This window comes from Emticicia sp. BO119, from assembly GCF_013912375.1.
Lineage (GTDB): Bacteria > Bacteroidota > Bacteroidia > Cytophagales > Spirosomataceae > Emticicia.
This window is the reverse complement of sequence record NZ_JACETV010000003.1, coordinates 276,650-294,277: the sequence shown is the minus strand read 5'-3', so window position 1 is coordinate 294,277 and position 17,628 is coordinate 276,650. Positions and strand designations below refer to the sequence as shown.

General features: G+C 38.0%; 17 protein-coding genes. 11 read left to right on the top strand and 6 right to left on the bottom strand.

Annotation, left to right across the window (positions count from 1 at the left end; translation table 11 throughout):
• Window positions 1-74 precede the first annotated feature (74 nt).
• A complete protein-coding gene (locus H1R81_RS12625; RefSeq protein ID WP_220275218.1) occupies window positions 75-1,223 on the bottom strand; it encodes a Gfo/Idh/MocA family protein in 1,149 nt (382 codons plus the stop codon).
• A 341-nt stretch (window positions 1,224-1,564) separates the two neighbouring features.
• Here H1R81_RS12625 and H1R81_RS12620 point away from each other — a divergent pair, with 341 nt between their 5' ends.
• Together H1R81_RS12620 and H1R81_RS12615 are read left to right on the top strand one after the other, a co-directional pair.
• The gene (locus H1R81_RS12620; protein ID WP_181841087.1) at window positions 1,565-2,281 is read left to right on the top strand and encodes a DUF3667 domain-containing protein; all 717 of its coding nucleotides are present in this window, start codon (window positions 1,565-1,567) and stop codon (window positions 2,279-2,281) included.
• Between the two features lie 116 nt (window positions 2,282-2,397).
• Window positions 2,398-3,606, top strand: coding sequence for a sugar MFS transporter (locus H1R81_RS12615; RefSeq protein WP_181841086.1), 1,209 nt, complete (start codon window positions 2,398-2,400; stop codon window positions 3,604-3,606).
• Window positions 3,607-3,717: 111 nt separating this feature from the next.
• Here the strand turns inward: H1R81_RS12615 and H1R81_RS12610 are convergent, their stop codons facing one another.
• The 5 genes from H1R81_RS12610 to H1R81_RS12590 form a co-directional block, all read right to left on the bottom strand.
• Entirely contained in the window at window positions 3,718-3,876 is a 159-nt protein-coding gene (locus H1R81_RS12610; RefSeq protein WP_181841085.1) for a lmo0937 family membrane protein, read from the bottom strand.
• A 287-nt stretch (window positions 3,877-4,163) separates the two neighbouring features.
• Window positions 4,164-5,396 carry a hypothetical protein gene (locus H1R81_RS12605; protein ID WP_181841084.1) on the bottom strand — a complete coding sequence of 411 codons (1,233 nt, stop codon included), beginning with the start codon at window positions 5,394-5,396 and terminating at the stop codon, window positions 4,164-4,166.
• A 246-nt stretch (window positions 5,397-5,642) separates the two neighbouring features.
• Complete coding sequence (locus H1R81_RS12600) at window positions 5,643-6,056, bottom strand: arsenate reductase ArsC (protein WP_181841083.1); 414 nt, start codon at window positions 6,054-6,056, stop codon at window positions 5,643-5,645.
• A gap of 4 nt (window positions 6,057-6,060) precedes the next feature.
• Window positions 6,061-6,915 (bottom strand): arsenite methyltransferase, encoded by an 855-nt coding sequence (locus H1R81_RS12595; RefSeq protein WP_181841082.1) that lies wholly within the window; start codon window positions 6,913-6,915, stop codon window positions 6,061-6,063.
• Between the two features lie 65 nt (window positions 6,916-6,980).
• The gene (locus tag H1R81_RS12590) at window positions 6,981-7,316 is read right to left on the bottom strand and encodes a helix-turn-helix transcriptional regulator (protein ID WP_181841081.1); all 336 of its coding nucleotides are present in this window, start codon (window positions 7,314-7,316) and stop codon (window positions 6,981-6,983) included.
• Between the two features lie 216 nt (window positions 7,317-7,532).
• Between H1R81_RS12590 and H1R81_RS12585 the strand changes: the two genes are divergently transcribed.
• The 9 genes from H1R81_RS12585 (at window position 7,533) to H1R81_RS12545 (ending at window position 17,417) form a co-directional block, all read left to right on the top strand.
• On the top strand, window positions 7,533-8,600 hold the full coding sequence (locus tag H1R81_RS12585; RefSeq protein WP_181841080.1) for a galactokinase family protein: 1,068 nt from the start codon (window positions 7,533-7,535) through the stop codon (window positions 8,598-8,600).
• A 193-nt stretch (window positions 8,601-8,793) separates the two neighbouring features.
• The gene (locus H1R81_RS12580; RefSeq protein ID WP_181841079.1) at window positions 8,794-9,933 is read left to right on the top strand and encodes an FIST signal transduction protein; all 1,140 of its coding nucleotides are present in this window, start codon (window positions 8,794-8,796) and stop codon (window positions 9,931-9,933) included.
• A gap of 3 nt (window positions 9,934-9,936) precedes the next feature.
• Window positions 9,937-11,466: an ATP-binding protein gene (locus H1R81_RS12575; RefSeq protein WP_181841078.1), complete on the top strand. Its 1,530-nt coding sequence runs from the start codon at window positions 9,937-9,939 to the stop codon at window positions 11,464-11,466.
• Between the two features lie 237 nt (window positions 11,467-11,703).
• A complete protein-coding gene (locus H1R81_RS12570) occupies window positions 11,704-12,969 on the top strand; it encodes an McrC family protein (RefSeq protein ID WP_181841077.1) in 1,266 nt (421 codons plus the stop codon).
• 72 nt (window positions 12,970-13,041) lie between these two features.
• Window positions 13,042-14,349 carry a gluconate:H+ symporter gene (locus H1R81_RS12565; RefSeq protein WP_181841076.1) on the top strand — a complete coding sequence of 436 codons (1,308 nt, stop codon included), beginning with the start codon at window positions 13,042-13,044 and terminating at the stop codon, window positions 14,347-14,349.
• A 141-nt stretch (window positions 14,350-14,490) separates the two neighbouring features.
• Entirely contained in the window at window positions 14,491-14,958 is a 468-nt protein-coding gene (locus H1R81_RS12560) for a RidA family protein (RefSeq protein ID WP_181841075.1), read from the top strand.
• Between the two features lies 1 nt (window position 14,959).
• Window positions 14,960-15,349, top strand: a complete 390-nt coding sequence (locus H1R81_RS12555; protein WP_181841074.1) for a VOC family protein — start codon at window positions 14,960-14,962, stop codon at window positions 15,347-15,349.
• 72 nt (window positions 15,350-15,421) lie between these two features.
• Entirely contained in the window at window positions 15,422-15,622 is a 201-nt protein-coding gene (locus H1R81_RS12550) for a hypothetical protein (RefSeq protein ID WP_181841073.1), read from the top strand.
• Window positions 15,623-15,653: 31 nt separating this feature from the next.
• Window positions 15,654-17,417, top strand: coding sequence for a DUF262 domain-containing protein (locus tag H1R81_RS12545; RefSeq protein ID WP_181841072.1), 1,764 nt, complete (start codon window positions 15,654-15,656; stop codon window positions 17,415-17,417).
• Window positions 17,418-17,628 lie beyond the last annotated feature (211 nt).

Genomic DNA, 17,628 nt, shown 5'->3' with positions numbered 1-17,628 from the left:
AGTCAAAAATGTTAAAATTCTCCTTTGCAAACAAGATTTTATTTAATCACACAATCACTCATTCACTAAATCACTCAATTCTTAAATTTTACCCACTTACTATTACTTTTACCCGAAGCTATCACTGTTTCCACAAACTGCATTCCACGGATACCATCTTCGATTGTCGGGAAATCGAGTTCTATTTCTGTTGGAGTTTCTCCGTTTATACGTTTGCGGACCGTTCTGGCGAAGTTACGGTAGATGTTGGCGAAAGCCTCTAAATAACCTTCGGGGTGTCCTGAAGGGAGGCGGATGTTTGCTTTGGCTTCTGGGCATAAATCACCTACTGACGGGCGATATACCTTCTGGAACTCCTGCGATTTATGTGTCAGCGTATTGGGCTCCTGCTGATACCAATGCACACTACCTAACTCGCCATATACTCTGATATTCAGGTTGTTTTCATCACCATTGGCAATCTGGCTGCAATGAAGGATTCCTTTGGCGCCATTATCGAAGTGTAAAAGCACGTTGGCGTCGTCGTCTAATAAGCGGCCTTCTACGAAAGTGCTTACATCGGCGCACATTTCTGTGATTTTGAGCCCTGTGATGTATTCGGCCAGGTTTTCGGCGTGGGTGCCAATATCACCTACGGCTCCGGCAATACCCGATCGCTTAGGGTCTGTGCGCCATTCGGCTTGTTTGTAGCCACGTTTTTCTTCTAAGAATGCCAGCCAGCCCTGTGGATATTCAACAACTACTTTGCGTATTGCTCCCAAAGCACCGCTTTTCACTAAATGGCGGGCTTGTTTCACCATCGGGTAACCCGTATAATTGTGGGTTAAGGCAAAGGTCAATCCGGTTTTTTCTACGAGGTCTTTAAGTTTTCTGGCTTCAGCAAGCGTGAAGGTTACAGGCTTATCGCAAATCACATGGAAGCCGTTTTCAAGTGCCATTTTAGCAGGGGCAAAGTGCATGTGGTTGGGTGTAACAATCGACACCGCATCTATCTTGTCTTTGCGGCGTTTTTCTTTCTGAATCATTTCTTTGAAATCGCCATAGCAGCGGTCTGGAGCAATCATTAAATCTTCTCCTGATGCTTTTGATTTCTCGGCAGTAGAACTGAATGCTCCACAAACTAAGTCGATTTCGCCATCAATGGCAGCGGCAGTCCGGTGGACAGCACCAATAAACGCGCCACGTCCGCCACCGACCATTCCCATTCGGATTTTTCGTTGCATATTGTAGACTAAAGGGTTGAAATTATGTTTATTTATCAATTAAAAACCGCCTTTCATGAAATCTGCTGATGAAAAGCGATTGGGTATTAATGCGATGCAATACGTCTCTACGAAATGGAACAATTATTTTATGAATATTAACATAATATTGTCCCACAAAGAACATATTAACCTACCCCAAAACCCAATCCCTCATCCTCTGAAAAACTACTTCACAATATCATTAAATGCCTGAATTTGCAAATGAAAGGCAAAATTCTAACTTTGTGTAAAATAAAAAGGTTTCATCTGATTTTACAATGAACCATTCCTTTTATTTCTCTTATTTTCGCTCACTTTTTATGAAAACCTGTCTCAACTGCCATCAGCAAAATGCAGAATCTAATCATTTTTGCCCTTCTTGTGGGCAGAAAGCCTCTGTTCATCGTATAAATACTCATTTTATGATTCATGAGGTGATTCATGCTTTTACTCATGCCGATTCCGGAATATTTTATCTAATAAAAGAGTTGGCTATCAGGCCGGGTGAGGTAATAAAAGAATATGTAGCAGGAGCCAGAAAAAAATACTACAACCCTTTTAATTTTTTTCTGATAACCGTCGCTATTTCAGCTTTTCTGGCGACTTATTTTCATGTTTTTGATGGCAACCCTGATTCAACCAATCCGATTTCAAATATTGTAACGAAGTATGTCAACTGGATTTTTATTGCTTCTGTGCCGATACAGGCTTTTTTTACCTGGCTGTTTTTCAGGAAAAAGAAGTATAATTATGCTGAAAACATCGTTTTTCATTTGTTTTTAGGCGGTTTCAGGATTGTATTCTATGTGCTGATATTTGTTGTCTTTATCACCCTTTTCAGGCAATATTATAATATTATTTTATATACTTATTTCCTGATTTATATAGTGTTTGTTACGTGGGCGGCCAGGCGGTTTTATGAAGAAAAAATCTGGCTTACTTTTCTGAAAATTTTTCTTTCATTTGCACTTACACAAGCCTTGATAAGTGTTGTTATCGGCTTTGTTTATTACGCATTTTTTAAGAATACGCACTAAATAGTGTGATAATTGTATAAATTACAATTATAAATATCATTTTCTTTTGAAATAATATAAAAAAAGTTACTTTTACGATTAATAAATTATACAACCTAAAAAAACCTCTAAACTCTATGGTCAATGATTCGCGGCTGTTTAATGCAAGCTGTTTTGCGCTAATTACTACAGCATTTTCATTCAGTATCCGGGCAGGTATTTTGCCTCAACTTCAAACAGAATTAAATCTTACAGGTGAAGAAGTAGGAATTATTAATTCAATGTGGTTCTATGGCTTTCCTCTCTCTATGATCATCGGCGGATTGGTTTACCATTCGGTCGGACCAAAAGCTATTATGCAATTCGCTTTTCTTGCTCACTTTGTTGGTATTATCCTGACAATCTACGGCGGAAGCTACATCGGTTTATTGATTTCAACATTCCTTATCGGTTTAGGTAATGGATGTACTGAAGCTGCCTGTAACCCTTTAATTGCTGATACTTACTCCGGAAACAAAATGAACACTATGTTGAACAGGTTTCACATGTGGTTCCCGGGAGGTATCGTTATCGGAAGTTTGTTGTCAGAGTTTATGACAACTCAGGGCTTTGCCTGGCAAACACAAATCTGGATAATCCTTATCCCGACTATCATTTATGCTTTCTTGTTCTACGGACAAGCCTTTCCTAAACCAAAAGTTGAAGGGGTTACCTCTGTAGGCAACAACCTTAAAGCAATGGCTACTCCGTTGTTTATCTTTATCTTTATCTGTATGATTCTGACGGCAACCACTGAGTTTGGTCCGCAACAATGGGTAGGCTTAATTTTGAAAAGCAGTGGTGCTAAACCGATGTTGATTTTAGCTTTGGTTACTGGTCTGATGGCCGTTGCCAGATTCTTCGGAGGTGCTATTATTCATAGATTTGACCAAACAGGTGTACTATTAGGCTCGGCAGTGCTTGCCACTATAGGTGTGTACTTGTTCAGCACGCAAACAGGTACAATGGCTTACGTAGCAGCTATTTTCTTTGCGATGGGTGTTGCCTATTTCTGGCCGACTATGATTGGTTTTACTGCTGAAAGAGTACCTCTAAGCGGTGCACTTGGTATGTCAGTAATTGGTGGTATCGGTATGTTGTCTCAAGCATTCATGAACCCACAAATTGGGAAATGGCTTGATACTGCTAAGGAAAATCAGGCAAGTAAAGGGCTTGTGGGTGAAGCATTAGAATTAGCGGCAGGGCAGGAAGTATTAGGCATTCTGACGTTATTCCCATTAGCACTGATTGTATTGTTTACAGTCTTATATTTCTGGCAAAGAGGTAAACGACCAGTACACGCTTAATTAGTTTATATTGTATAGAAAAAAAGCCTTGTTAATTTGATTAACAAGGCTTTTTTTATTGATTCAATAAAATCAACACCAACGACCGTATCTTTATATTTTATAATATTATTATTTGACGACCCTGTCTCCGCGAATCAATCTCAATATAATTGCGATAACAGCAATTACAAGTAGTATATGAATAAGGCCTCCGGCACTATAAACAAAGAATCCTAATACCCATCCGATAATCAGGATTACGGCGATTAAATACAGTAAATTTCCCATTGTGTTTGAATTTAGTAGTTAAAAATACTTTCAGGAGTTTTTTTCCATATTAAAATCAATTGTATGGATACTCCTGAAAGTACTCTGAAAAAATTCATGCCAGAGACCTTAAAATTATTTAATCATGGCTGTTTTGTGTAAGGCCAATGAGACTCTGTATAAAACTGGGGTGTCTACTCCTCAATTTTTTGAACCTGAAGCTGTTGACAACACATAAGCAAACATTAACAGCAACGAGCATTGCTGATAAAAAAAGAGAGGGCTTTCTGAACCAAATGCCTTCGGGGTTAGTCGAGGCTGTTCAATAATTTAGCCCAGGCAGTTTTGGTAGCCTCAAATTCTTTGAAGTGTTTTTTAGCTTTTCTTCGGTAAATGGCAAATTCCTGATTTACTTTTTCGAACGCGGTGGTCTGGAAATATTTACACAATTTTGGAATTGCTATGGCTAATTTCTCTTCTATTTCAACCATGCTGGCTTCAAAGCCTTCCCGGTTAGTGATATATACCATAAGCGGTTTGTAGCGGATCCAACCGATGGTAGCGTTAATGAATCTTTTTAAAATGGTAGAAGAAATGTTTTCAATAGGAGAGAGTTTTATGGGCAATACACCATTGAGAATATTATTGTACATAGAAAACCCATCATGAAAGGTATAGCAGGGTACTTTTACTACTTTCAGGTCAGATAAGGCAGTACTCATAAACGTATCTTCGCCTCTGGCGCCCGGTGGGTTATAGAACGGAGGTAGTTGCTTAAAGTTTCTGAGGTTAAAGCACAGGTTTGCACCCGAAATAAACTTCATGCCTTTTTCTTCTTCTACTTCATAGGCCTCTGAGTTATCCAGAATATCGGCTTGTGCATAGGTAACGCCTTTTTCGTTGATGATCAGGTTTTTTATTTTTTCCCAGTTGATTATATCATTACTGATAGCTTCAATGAAATGCCTGAAGTCGTCTTCGGGTAAATCATTATTAAATTCCAGATACGGAATAGGGGAGATGTATCCGCAATGATGCCCGTGCGTGATGTCGGCGGTATCATTGAAGGCAAGATGTGTGCTAAGGATGCTTTGACCCATCCAGATAAGTGAGTCATTTTTTCTTTTTAAAGTGGCAAGTGGATATTCATCATCGTCTATAAAGATGAGTTTATCCATTTTGTGTTTCATAGCAAAATACATCACCACGTTTCTTTTCTTTCCGTATCCTTCGCCAAAAATTAAATCTGTTTCTTTTTCGGTTAATATATTCTCGCTTTGCAGGTATTCGGCTTCATTGTTTATCTCGGTTTCACCATAAAAATTAATGGAGTCGACCATCTTTGCTAATTCTGCTGGTATTTTTTTATAGTCACTTATTTTGGTATCCTTATATTTTAAATCATAGGCTATGTAAAGGTGTAGTCTGATGTCCTGATTCTGTATAAAACCGTGTTCAAGCCAATTATTTATGTAGGTTTTTAATACATTCTGAAAAAGTTTTCTACCCGTTACAAAGCCAATTCCTATATGTAGTTTCATAAAGTGTGTTATGGTTTACATTGTTTTAGAAATTACAAAGGTACGGCAAATTTGAAGGGGATTAAAGATAAAAAACGTTTTTCGATAGTTTAGACGTTTAATTAAACAACAAAAATGAGGTATTTCCGGTCTTTTAACCCATAGTAGTTGTATAGTTTATTCAGAAGGTGTTTAAGGTTGGGAAGCGCCTGAAAATAAAGCATTGGTAAGCGATTCGAATCACTTACCACTGCTTTATATATTTTTTTACAGATTATCTTTCACAAACCGCTTACAATATTCTTTTATCATTTCTCTCACACGTCTGAACTCTGCCTTTGTTTCATCTTCATTGCCCTCGAATCTGGCGGGGTCTGGAAAATTGTAATGAAATTTTTTTGCCTCGGTCGGAAAGTACGGGCAACGTTCCAGGGCATTGTCGCAAACGGTTATCACAAAGTCGAAATCGATGTTTGTATATTCATTCACATTGTTTGAGGTGTGGTCTGAAATATCAATACCGTCTTCTTTCATAGTGGCAACAGCTTTAGGGTTTACACCATGGGTTTCTATACCCGCGCTATACACTTTTGCTTTGTCTGTTGCAAAATACTTCAGATACCCTTCGGCAATCTGGCTTCGGCATGAATTGCCTGTGCATAAAACTAAAATGTTTTTCATACGATTAACAACAACCCGATTCTGGCGGGCAACAATTTGATTTGGTTAAACCTTCTTTTTCGGCATAAACGGTTACGCTGAAAATACCGCCATCCTGATTCTTGAAATTTTCTATTTCTTCAGCACTCAGGTAATTGCTTAAAATATCGTCAGGAATGCTGATAACTTTTTCTTTCTGCAAAGTTATATGCTGAAAGCCAGCTTCTTTAATCAGGTTCAGATATTCTGACTTCTGGATAGCACCCGATACACAACCTGCATACATTTCTGCTACATTCTTAATGTTGTCTGGTAGTTCACCCACCAAAACAATATCCGAAATACTGAAATGTCCGTTTGGTTTCAGTATTCTGTTTATTTCGGCAAATACTCCTTTTTTGTTTGGTACAAGATTCAGCACACAGTTACTTACTACCACATCAGCCATATTATCTCTCAGTGGAATATCTTCAATATCTCCTAATCTGAATTCTACATTGTTAAAACCATATTTGCTGGCATTTGCCTGTGCCTTTTCAATCATGGCTCCGGTAAAATCAATGCCATAAACCTTACCTGTTTCTCCTGTTTCGGCTCTCGCCACAAAGCAGTCGTTTCCGGCTCCCGAACCCAGATCTACTACGGTATCTCCTTTGTTGATTTTAGCAAACTTTGTGGGCAGGCCACAGCCTAATCCTAAATCTGCATCGGTGGCGTAGCCGTTCAATTCGGTATAGTCGTCCGACATGATATTATATACTTCGGTGGAGCACCCACCTGCGCCACAGCATGAAGCCATATTGGTTGCTGCATCCTGTAAGGCTATTTCGTTGTACTTCTGCCTTACCATTTCTTTTAATTCGTGTTCGTTTGCTGTCATGATTTTATTTGTTTAATAGTTAATTTCGTATAACGTAAACATACGACATTTCAGGGCAAAAAAAATCAACAACACCCGTCTGATGTCTCTTGTAATGAGTTTTCAAAAAAAGAGCCGAACAGATTTTTTACGTGTTCGAGTACTTTTAAATCAAGGCAATAGCAGACATTCAAACCGGTTACTTCGCCCTGAATGATGCCTGATTCTTTCAGTTCGTTTAAATGTTGTGAAACCGTAGTACGGCTCAAAGGTAATTCATCAGAAATATCTCCTGAAATACAAACCTGTTTTCTGGCTAATAACTGGATAATGGCTATGCGTGCCGGATGCGAAAGCACCTTGGCCACTTTAGCAATCTCTTGTTGGTCGGCCTGAAAAAGTTCTGTTTTAGCGTAGGTCATTTACTGATCTAATAAGTATGACGCAAACATACGACATGGTTTTGAGTTTACAAAGACATTTGAAATAATTTTTTTTTATTTTCTTAATTGGTTGCACAAAGGCTAATTTTGTTGTTGATTCAGTTATTAATCTTTTTTGTTTTCAGGAAACAACTATTTTCTGGAATTTAATAAATTGACAATAAATACTATCAACACTACCACAATACATAAAACATGCTAACTATTTCTACCCCAGGCAGAATATGCCTTTTTGGTGAACATCAGGATTATTTAGGCTTACCAGTTATTGCAGCGGCTATTTCCAGAAGGGTACAGATTAAAGGAGAACATCGGGACGACAACAAAATCATTATCCATCTGCCAGATATAGGGTCAGAATTACAAATGGAGGTTTCTGATACCCGACTACCTTATCTCGAGAAACGGGATTATTTCAGAAGTGGATACAATGTGTTGATTGACCGGGGTTTCAGGTTTTCTAAAGGGATGGAGTGTAGGGTGAATGGTAATATTCCTATTAATTCGGGCACTTCAAGTTCTTCCGCTTTACTCGTGACCTGGATTCATTTTTTATCGAAAATGGCTGATAATCCACATGAATTTTCGGCACAGGAGTTAGGCGAATTGGCGTTTGAGGCAGAAATTGTTGAGTTTAATGAACCAGGGGGTATGATGGATCACCTCTCCACTGCCATTGGCAATGCGGTGTATCTGGAGTTTGACCCAAAAGTAACTGCTGAAGCGTTAAACCCAGATTTAGGAGCATTTGTGCTGGCCGACTCGCTGGAACCTAAAGATACTATCGGGGTTTTGAAACGCGCCAAATTTGCCCGCCTCGATCTGATAGAAAAGATCAGACAGGAGTTGCCGGATTTTTCTTTGCATACTTTTGAAACCACACATAAGGAACAGACAAAAGCCTTTTTGAGTAATGATGAATATGAACTGTTGAGCGGCACATTGAGAAACCGGGATATTCTGAGAGAGGCTTTGGCACTATTTGAAAGTGAATCAATGACTGATGAGACTTTGGGTAAACTTTTATCTGAGCATCATGGTATTTTACGGGACTTATTGCAAATTTCAACACCGAAAATTGAAAAGATGATGGCAGCAGCCTTAAAGGCTGGAGCTTTAGGCGGCAAGATTAATGGCTCAGGTGGCGGAGGATGTATGTTTGTATATGCTCCCAATAAACCGGAGAAGGTAGCGGCTGCGATTGATGCCGTTGGCGGCAGAAGTTATGTGATTAAAATTGACAAGGGAACGATGAGTTTTTAAAAAAAAAATAGATTCGGATATTTTGGCATAAGGCTTACAGGTAAGAATAAGTATATATCCGTTTAATCATTTTATTCAAAAATGGGTGATTTGTTAAACAATTTTCTATTTTATTACGTATAATAGAAGATTTTTCAGTTTTTTAAAATAATTAGTATAATTTTTGCATTGCATTTGTAAAAACTGCAACCGAATGAAAATATGCCAAACTAAATTTACCAGCAATGGCTGGAAAGAATTATCGAGTGAAGAAAATTTCTCTGCACAAAAGGCGCAATTGGTTCTTGCTTTTGGTGAAAGAAAATTGCTGGAATCGAATAATCCGTATCCGTATTTACAAGAAGAATATCCTGCTGCCGAGATTATTATTAATTCTACTTCGGGCGAAATCTATGACGATAGTGTCCACGACGATTCGATTATAGTTACAGCAGTAGAATTTGATAAAACTACGGTAAAAACCACCAAAATTGATATTAGTAACCATACCGAGAGTTTTCGTGCCGGCGAAACCATTGCACATAATCTGATGAGCGACGACCTGGCAGCGATTCTGGTAATATCAGATGGAGGAAAGGTGAATGGGAGTAAACTGATAGAAGCCCTGAATATTGCGACTAACCATGAAATTCCGATTTCGGGTGGACTGGCCGGTGATGCAGGACGCTTCGAGAAGACCCTGGTAGGTTTGAACGAAGAGCCGACGGAAGGCCGCATTATTGGTATTGGTCTGTATGGGAAAGACCTGAAAATAGGACATGGCACTATGGGTGGCTGGGATGTTTTCGGGCCAGAAAGAGAAGTGACGGAATCTGAATATAACGTCTTATATAAAATAGGAGATAAAGCTGCGCTTGATTTATACAAGGAGTATCTGGGTAAATATGCCAAAGAATTACCCGGAGCGGCTTTGCTGTTTCCGCTATCCATGCGTGTAAAACCAGATTCAGAACCGATCGTAAGAACGATTCTGACGATTGATGAAGATAAAAAAAGTATGACTTTTGCCGGAGAGCTACCTAAAGGCGCAATGGTAAGATTTATGAAAGCCAATTTTGACCACCTTGTTGATGCGAGCGCAACCGCTGCCCAGAGCTCTATCAAAAACTTGGAGAAATCGCCCGAACTTGCTCTATTGGTGAGCTGTGTAGGCCGGAAATTGGTTTTAGGGCAACGAACGGAAGAAGAAGTAGAAGCCGCCAGAGAGGTTTTTGGTAAAGATACTGTTATGACAGGTTTCTATTCGTATGGTGAGATTTCGCCGCTTCGACCGAATGCGCAATGCGAATTGCATAACCAGACCATGACAATCACTACCTTTTCAGAGAATTAACAAATGGAGCTTGAGAATACACATAGGTTACTTGCTAAACAATTAAAGAAATATCTGTCTGAAGACTGCTTGCAAAATGAGGCTTTTCAGTCTTTTGTAAAGGCTGTAAATGACTCTTATCATAGTTTCGACCGGGATAAGGAGCTTTCTGAACACTCGGCGTCTCTGAACGAAATTGAGTTTTACGAGATAAATCAGAAATTAAAAAGTGAGATAACACAACGCCGGCAGTCAGTTGAAAAACTGATTGAGGCGATTTACTTGCTTGAAACCCCCGAAAGTGGCGAACTGGCAGAGGTAGATTATAACGACTTATCATCGTTAGTCGATTTGTTACAAAGACAGATTCAGGTCAGAAAACAGATTGAATCTGAACTGATTCATGCCAAAGAAGTAGCCGAAAACGCTACACAGGCCAAGTCTGAGTTTTTGTCGATGATGAGCCATGAAATCAGAACGCCACTGAATGCCATTGTGGGGCTTACTTACCTGATGCAACAGGAGGAACAGACACCATCGGTGATGGAAAACCTGAAGACTTTGCAGTTTTCGGCCGAAAACCTGCACCTGCTCATTAATGATATATTAGATTTCAGTAAGATTGAAGCCGGAAAGGTAGACCTCGAAGAAATACCTTTTGATTTGAAATTGCTGGTATCGAATGTGAAGAAGGCCAATCAGGTAAAGGCAGAGGAAAAAGGCAATAAGATAAAACTGATGTTTGATGATGATATTCCGACTACACTGGTAGGAGACCCGCTAAGAATCGGGCAGGTACTAACCAATCTTGTTTCTAATGCCGTGAAATTTACAATGAACGGAAGCGTAACTATTGAGGTATCGGTAATGAAAAAGAATGCGGAGAAAGCCAGTGTTTATTTTTCAGTAAAAGACACAGGAATCGGGATTTCGCCTGAGAAACAAAAACTGATTTTTGAACGGTTTACACAAGCCAACTCTGAAACCACCCGTAAGTTTGGTGGTACAGGTTTAGGCCTGGTAATCAGTAAAAAACTGGTACAATTGCATGGCAGTGATATTGAGCTGGAAAGTGAAGAGGGCAAAGGCGCACAGTTTTCGTTTACGTTGGATTTAAGAATCGGTAATACGGTTAAACAGCAAATGGCGATTGCGCTGTCGGAAACTGATAATAATGATGTGAGCCTGGAGGGTGTGAAGTTACTTCTGGTAGATGATTATTTTGTGAACATCAAAGTGGCTTCTAAATTCCTTGAAAAATGGAAAGTAGAATTTGATACGGCCGATAATGGGTTGGTGGCTATCGATAAGTTTAAGAATAATGAATATGATTTGATTCTGATGGACTTACTGATGCCCGAAATGGATGGCTATACCGCCGTAGAAAAGATACGTGAAACAGGTGCAGAGATACCAATTATTGCCCTGACGGCCTCGGCTACACTCAACAATCAGGACAGGGCCTTTAATGTAGGTATGAATGATTACGTAACAAAGCCTTTCAATCCGAAAGAACTGCATCAGAAGATTGCCAAGTATAGTGGGCGGATATGATGGAGTAAAAAGGTTAAATTTCAGGTAATTGTTTATAGGAGAGACAACCAGCATGGAATCTGCACAGACTGATAAATGAAGAAGTTTTTAAGTGGTTTTTAAAACATCTTCCAATTTGAGTATATCCGATATGATATACATCTGGATACCATATACATGTTGTCTCAACAGAACTTGCAATTCAAAAACTATTTGCTATATTAGTAGATTAGTTAATAGTTTTCAGGTATATAGATTTTGATAAAAACCTTAGTAATCTCAGAGTTCGGCGCCATAAAAAAAGCAAGTGATTATGACTCGCCTATCGATTCCTTTGCTGAAATATTTGTCTCAGATAATATCTTCCACCGTATCAAAGAACTGGTATTCAGCTATGCCAGCGACACCCTGCTTACTTACTCAGCCCAACGGGGTAGGGAGCAGATAAAAGTCAAAAATTATGTGGGTCTGATACCTGTTTCTGATACCATTCAGTTAGAAATTCTGCCTAAATCTACGGCTGACTCTCCTAAAGAAGCCCGGCGGATATTGCTGAAACTATTGCAGAAGATACCATCTTATCAGGCTTTAACCAAAGCACATTTAGCTGTCAGCAACCTGCCTTTACTGGAAATTTATGTGAAAGTTTTTTTAGATGAATTAGACAAACTTCTGAGTATGGGTCTGGGCAGGAATTATGAACCTATAGAGGCCAATGAAACTTTTATCAAAGGTAAAATATTGATTACTGAGAACATTCATCAGAATCTGCTGAAACAGCATAGGGTCTTTATCGGGTTTGATGATTTCATACATGATATTCCGCAGAACAGAATACTGAAAACCTGTCTGCATAGATTAAAAAACTATTCTTTTACTAATCTGACCCGACAGCGTGTCTGGCAGAGCCTCTCTGTTTTTGATGAAATCAGTTTATCTGCCAATCTACACCAGGATTTTACTAAAAGTAGCACTACCAGCCCTCATTCTGAGCGTTATGAAAACCTCCTGCAATGGGCATGGGTCTTTTTGAACGAACAGTCTTTTCTGCCTTTTTCGGGTAATTATGCTCAAATATCACTTCTCTTCCCGATGGAGATGTTGTTTGAAAACTATGTAGGTAAACTCTTTCAGAAGTATGCCAATTCAGACAATCAGATAAGATTACAGGATAGACGTAAGCATCTGGTGCTGAAGCACAGAGAAAACGCCAAGTTCAGGATGATACCTGATATTGTGGCAGAAAACAGTGCTGGAGAATTAGCCATATTTGATACGAAATGGAAACTGATTGATGCGTCAAAACCGAAACAGAATTATGGTATTGAACAGGCCGATTTGTATCAGATGTATGCCTATGGTAAAAAGTATCAGGCACAAAAACTGTATCTGATTTATCCTGCCAACGAAAACTTCCGGCAGCCTTTAGAAGTATTTGATTACGATGAAGATCTAATGCTTCACGTCTTGCCTTTTGACCTCATGAATGAAGGCGAGGCAGAGGTTAGGAAAATAATGCAATGAGAACTTTTGTAGGTAGGTGCTTTAGACATTTTTACTTATCTTGCAGATGCAACCTTCAACCTGATCTAAAAAATGCCTATTTTACTCACCTTATTGGCTATCATAGCACTTGTGATACTGGTAGCTTTCGTAAAACTCGACACCTTCATTTCATTCATTCTTATAGCTATATGTCTGGGTCTGGCGTCAGGCATGGCGATACCCGCCATTGGTAAAGCCATTCAGACGGGTATTGGTGGTACTTTGGGCGACCTGATTCTGATTATTGGTTTCGGGGCAATGCTCGGCAAGTTAGTGGCCGAAAGTGGAGCTGCCCAGCGCATTACTGATACGCTTATCACTATTTTTGGTAAAAAATACCTGCAATGGGGTTTGGCATTGGCGGGCTTTATTATCGGTATTCCATTGTTCTATAATGCAGGATTTATTATTGTTGTGCCGCTGATTTTCTCCATAGCAGTATCTACCAATATGCCGATTCTTTATGTGGGTATCCCGATGCTCTCGGCTTTGTCGGTAGCACATGGGTATCTGCCGCCTCATCCTTCGCCTGCGGCTATTGCTTCTCAACTCAATGCTGATTTAGGAAAAACGCTCATCTATGGGATTATCGTGGCTATTCCGGCTATTGCTATTGCAGGGCCGGTATTCGGACGTACCCTGAAAAAGTATAAGCCACAATTAGATACTACTTTATTTAATTTAAAGCCTATTCCGAAAGATAAACAACCAAGCCTGACCGAAAGCCTTTTGGTGGCGCTGATGCCTGTGGTATTACTGACTCTGACATCTTTCATTAAAAAATACCTGCCCGATAATCAGCTTGTGCAGTTAGTGGCCGAACCTTACGTTGGTATGTTGATTTCGCTACTATTGGCCATGTATCTGCTGGGTATCAAGCAGGGGCATAGCATTAAAGTCGTGAGTAAACAACTGGAAGAGGCCTTTAAGAGTTGCTCGGTTATTCTGTTGATTATTGCCGGAGCGGGCGCATTGAAACAGATTTTACAGGATAGCGGCACCAGTAGTTATATAGGAGAGCAATTGCAGGGTTTAGATATAAATCCCTTGGTATTGGGCTGGACAATTGCGGCGGTGCTTCGCCTTTGCGTAGGCTCAGCCACTGTGGCAGGTCTTACAGCTGTGGGTATTCTTGCTCCATTGATTCAGCATCAGACAGGTGTAAAACCTGAATTAATGGTATTGTCGATTGGTGCGGGAAGTTTATTGTTTTCGCACCTGAATGATGGAGGGTTCTGGCTCTTTAAAGAGTATTTCAATCTTTCAATTAAAGATACCATTAAAACATGGTCGGTTATGGAAACCATCGTTTCAGTAGTAGGTTTGCTGGGAGTATTGGTTTTGAATTTGTTTGTATAGGGTTGGTATCCCCGTAATATGAACATGGGTAGAGAAAGGGCAACGCCCTGTCTCTACTATGCACCCATAGGTTTATTTCTGTAGTCAAATTGATAATTATTAATTTAATTATATTCAACATTAAAGAAAATTACATTAAAAATGACAGCCGAAGAGAATTTCGCAAAACTTAACTTAGCATTACCCCCTGCACCAGCCCCGAAAGGTGTTTATAAACCAGCCCTGATTGTCGATAAATTTATATATGTATCGGGCCATGGCCCTGTGCAGACCGATGGCAATCTTATTTTTGGCCGTATCGGTGATGATATGGATATTGAGGCCGGAAAATTAGCTGCCCGTCAGGTTGGGCTTACCATATTATCTACGCTTAAAACCGCTTTAGGTAGTCTTGACAGGATTAAAAGGGTGGTGAAAATCCTGGGTATGGTAAACTGTACGGCTGATTTTGGTCGCCACCCTTATGTGATTAATGGTTGCAGCGAATTATTTGCCGATATATGGGGTACAGAAAACGGTATCGGTGTTCGCTCGGCGGTTGGCATGGGTTCGTTGCCGGAGAATATTCCGGTTGAAATTGAAGTATTATTTGAGTTAAACGAGGAATAAGATGTTGCAAATTAATAAAGTGCATCATATAGCTATTATCGGGTCGGATTATGCCAAATCCAAACATTTTTACACAGAAGTTCTGGGCTTGCGGATTATCAGAGAGGTTTATCGGCAGGCAAGGCAATCTTATAAGTTAGATCTGGCGATTGATGATAATTATGTGATAGAACTGTTTTCGTTTCCTGACCCTCCAGCACGCCCTTCACGCCCGGAAGCCTGTGGATTAAGGCATTTAGCTTTTGAAGTTGCCGACGTGGAAGCCGCCAAAGCAGCCATTGAAGAAAAAGGAGTAGCCGTAGAGCCTATCAGAATTGATGAATTTACAGGTAAGAAATTCACGTTCTTTGCCGACCCCGATGATTTACCGATTGAGATTTATGAGGGGTAGTGGTGCTAAAAATCAATCTATATATTTTAGTTTTTTAGGATTATTTTAAGGACTTATATAAATTTTACGACAATGAAGAATTCTACTTTTATTATAAAAATTTCTGAAGATAATTCAGAAATAATATCAGCCTTTGGGTTTAATAATGATTATCGTATTATGGAAGATGGGCTTAATAGTTCTTTAAATTCAGGAAAGGTGGTTTTTCAAACTCAAAGTAATCCTGATACCTCAGGTATAGTATATTTGACCATAACAATTGAGCATAATTAGTATAAAAATTTATATTTTAAGGTTATTTAAAATGTCATATCAAACTGCTTTAACAATCGCTTCTGTTGTAAAAGAAATACATGGAAAAAAATATCTTTTGCCTGCAATTCAACGTGAATTTGTATGGAATACAAGTCAAATAGAAAGATTATTTGATAGTTTAATGCGTGATTATCCTATAAGTTCCTTCCTGTTTTGGCAAGTTGGGAAAGAAAAAGTAAATGATTATCAATTCTATGAGTTTCTTAGAATATATCATGAAAAGAATCATAGACACAATCCCAAAGCCAATATAAATGGTGATGAGGAAATAATTGCAGTTCTTGATGGACAACAAAGGCTAACATCTATATATATTGGACTGAAAGGCAATTATTCAAGTAAAATGCCTAAAAAAAGATGGGATAATGAGCAGGCTTATCCTCAAAAAAAATTGTATTTAAATTTACTTAACCCTTCAAATGATTTTGAATTTCAATTTGACTTTCTCTTTTTAACAGAAGAGGAGGCACAAAAAAAAGATAGTGATAATTATTGGTTTCCAGTAGGAAATATCTTAAACCTAAAAGAATCCTTTGAAGTAAACAGTTATTTAATTGAAAATGGACTATTTTCAGACTATGGCAAAGAGAAGGCTTCTTTTGCTAATAAAGCATTGTCAAAACTTCACGAGATTATTCATATAAAACCTGCGATTAGTTATTATTTAGAAAAGAGCGATGAGCTTGATAAAGTTTTAAACATATTTATTCGCATAAATAGTGGAGGAACTGTTTTAAGCTATTCAGATTTATTGTTATCAATTGCAACAGCTCAATGGGAAGAAAAAGATGCAAGGGAAGAAATAACCAACTTTGTTGATGAAATCAATAACATTGGTTTAGGATTCAATATTAATAAAGACTTTGTATTAAAAGCTTGTTTAGTATTAAATGATTTTGGGGATATTGCCTTTAAAGTGGATAACTTCAATAAGGAGAATATGCTTAAGATTGAAAAAAACTGGGATAATATTTGTAAAAGTATTAGACTTGCTTTTAAGTTAATCTCAAGCTTTGGTTTTAGTAGGGATACCTTGACTTCAAATAATGCTATAATCCCAATAGCTTATTATCTTTTAAAAATTGGCCTGCCTGATAATTTTTCTTCAAATATTAATACTAATAAAGATAGAATCCGTATAAAAAAATGGCTTATTCTTACATTTTTGAAGAAAGTATTTAGTGGGCAACCTGACAATATTTTACGTTCTATTAGAAAAATAATTATTGAGAATAATGGAGATAGTTTTCCCTTGGGTAAAATTATTGATAATTTTAAAGGAACCCCTAAATCTTTGATTTTTAGTAATGAAGATATAGATCATCTAATTTCTAATAAATATGGGCAACCCAGTACTTTTGCGATATTATCCCTTTTATATCCAACTTTAAATTTTAACTATACTTTTCACATAGATCATCTATATCCAAAAAGTAAATTTAATCAAAGAATGTTAAGAAAATTAAACGTTATGGATGAAGATGTAGAATATTATTTATCATACGTTGACAGTCTTCCTAATCTACAAATCTTGGAATCAACTCCTAATATACAAAAAAGTGATTCTTTATTTGATGAATGGATGGCAAGGTTAGAAGGGGAAGAACAGGATGATTATAAGAAGAGACATTATATTCCAAACGTAAATTTTGATTTCAATAATTTTATTCAATTCTTCAAAGAAAGAGAAAAATTACTTTTACAGAAGCTAAGGTATATTTTAGAAAGTGAATTAGACGATGATATTAGTTAGTATTTATAAGGTCAAGGAAAGATTTGGATTATTTCAAAATCATTATGTATCAAATTGTATCTGTTGAAGAAATCTAAATTTGAAAAAATTACTTAAATTTTCTTATGATGATTTTTTCAAATTTATAATGGAACGTGTTATAGAACGTTAAAATAGTAATTAGCAGAATTACAAAATTTTTTCAAACAGAATTTAATAAAATATCTGAACA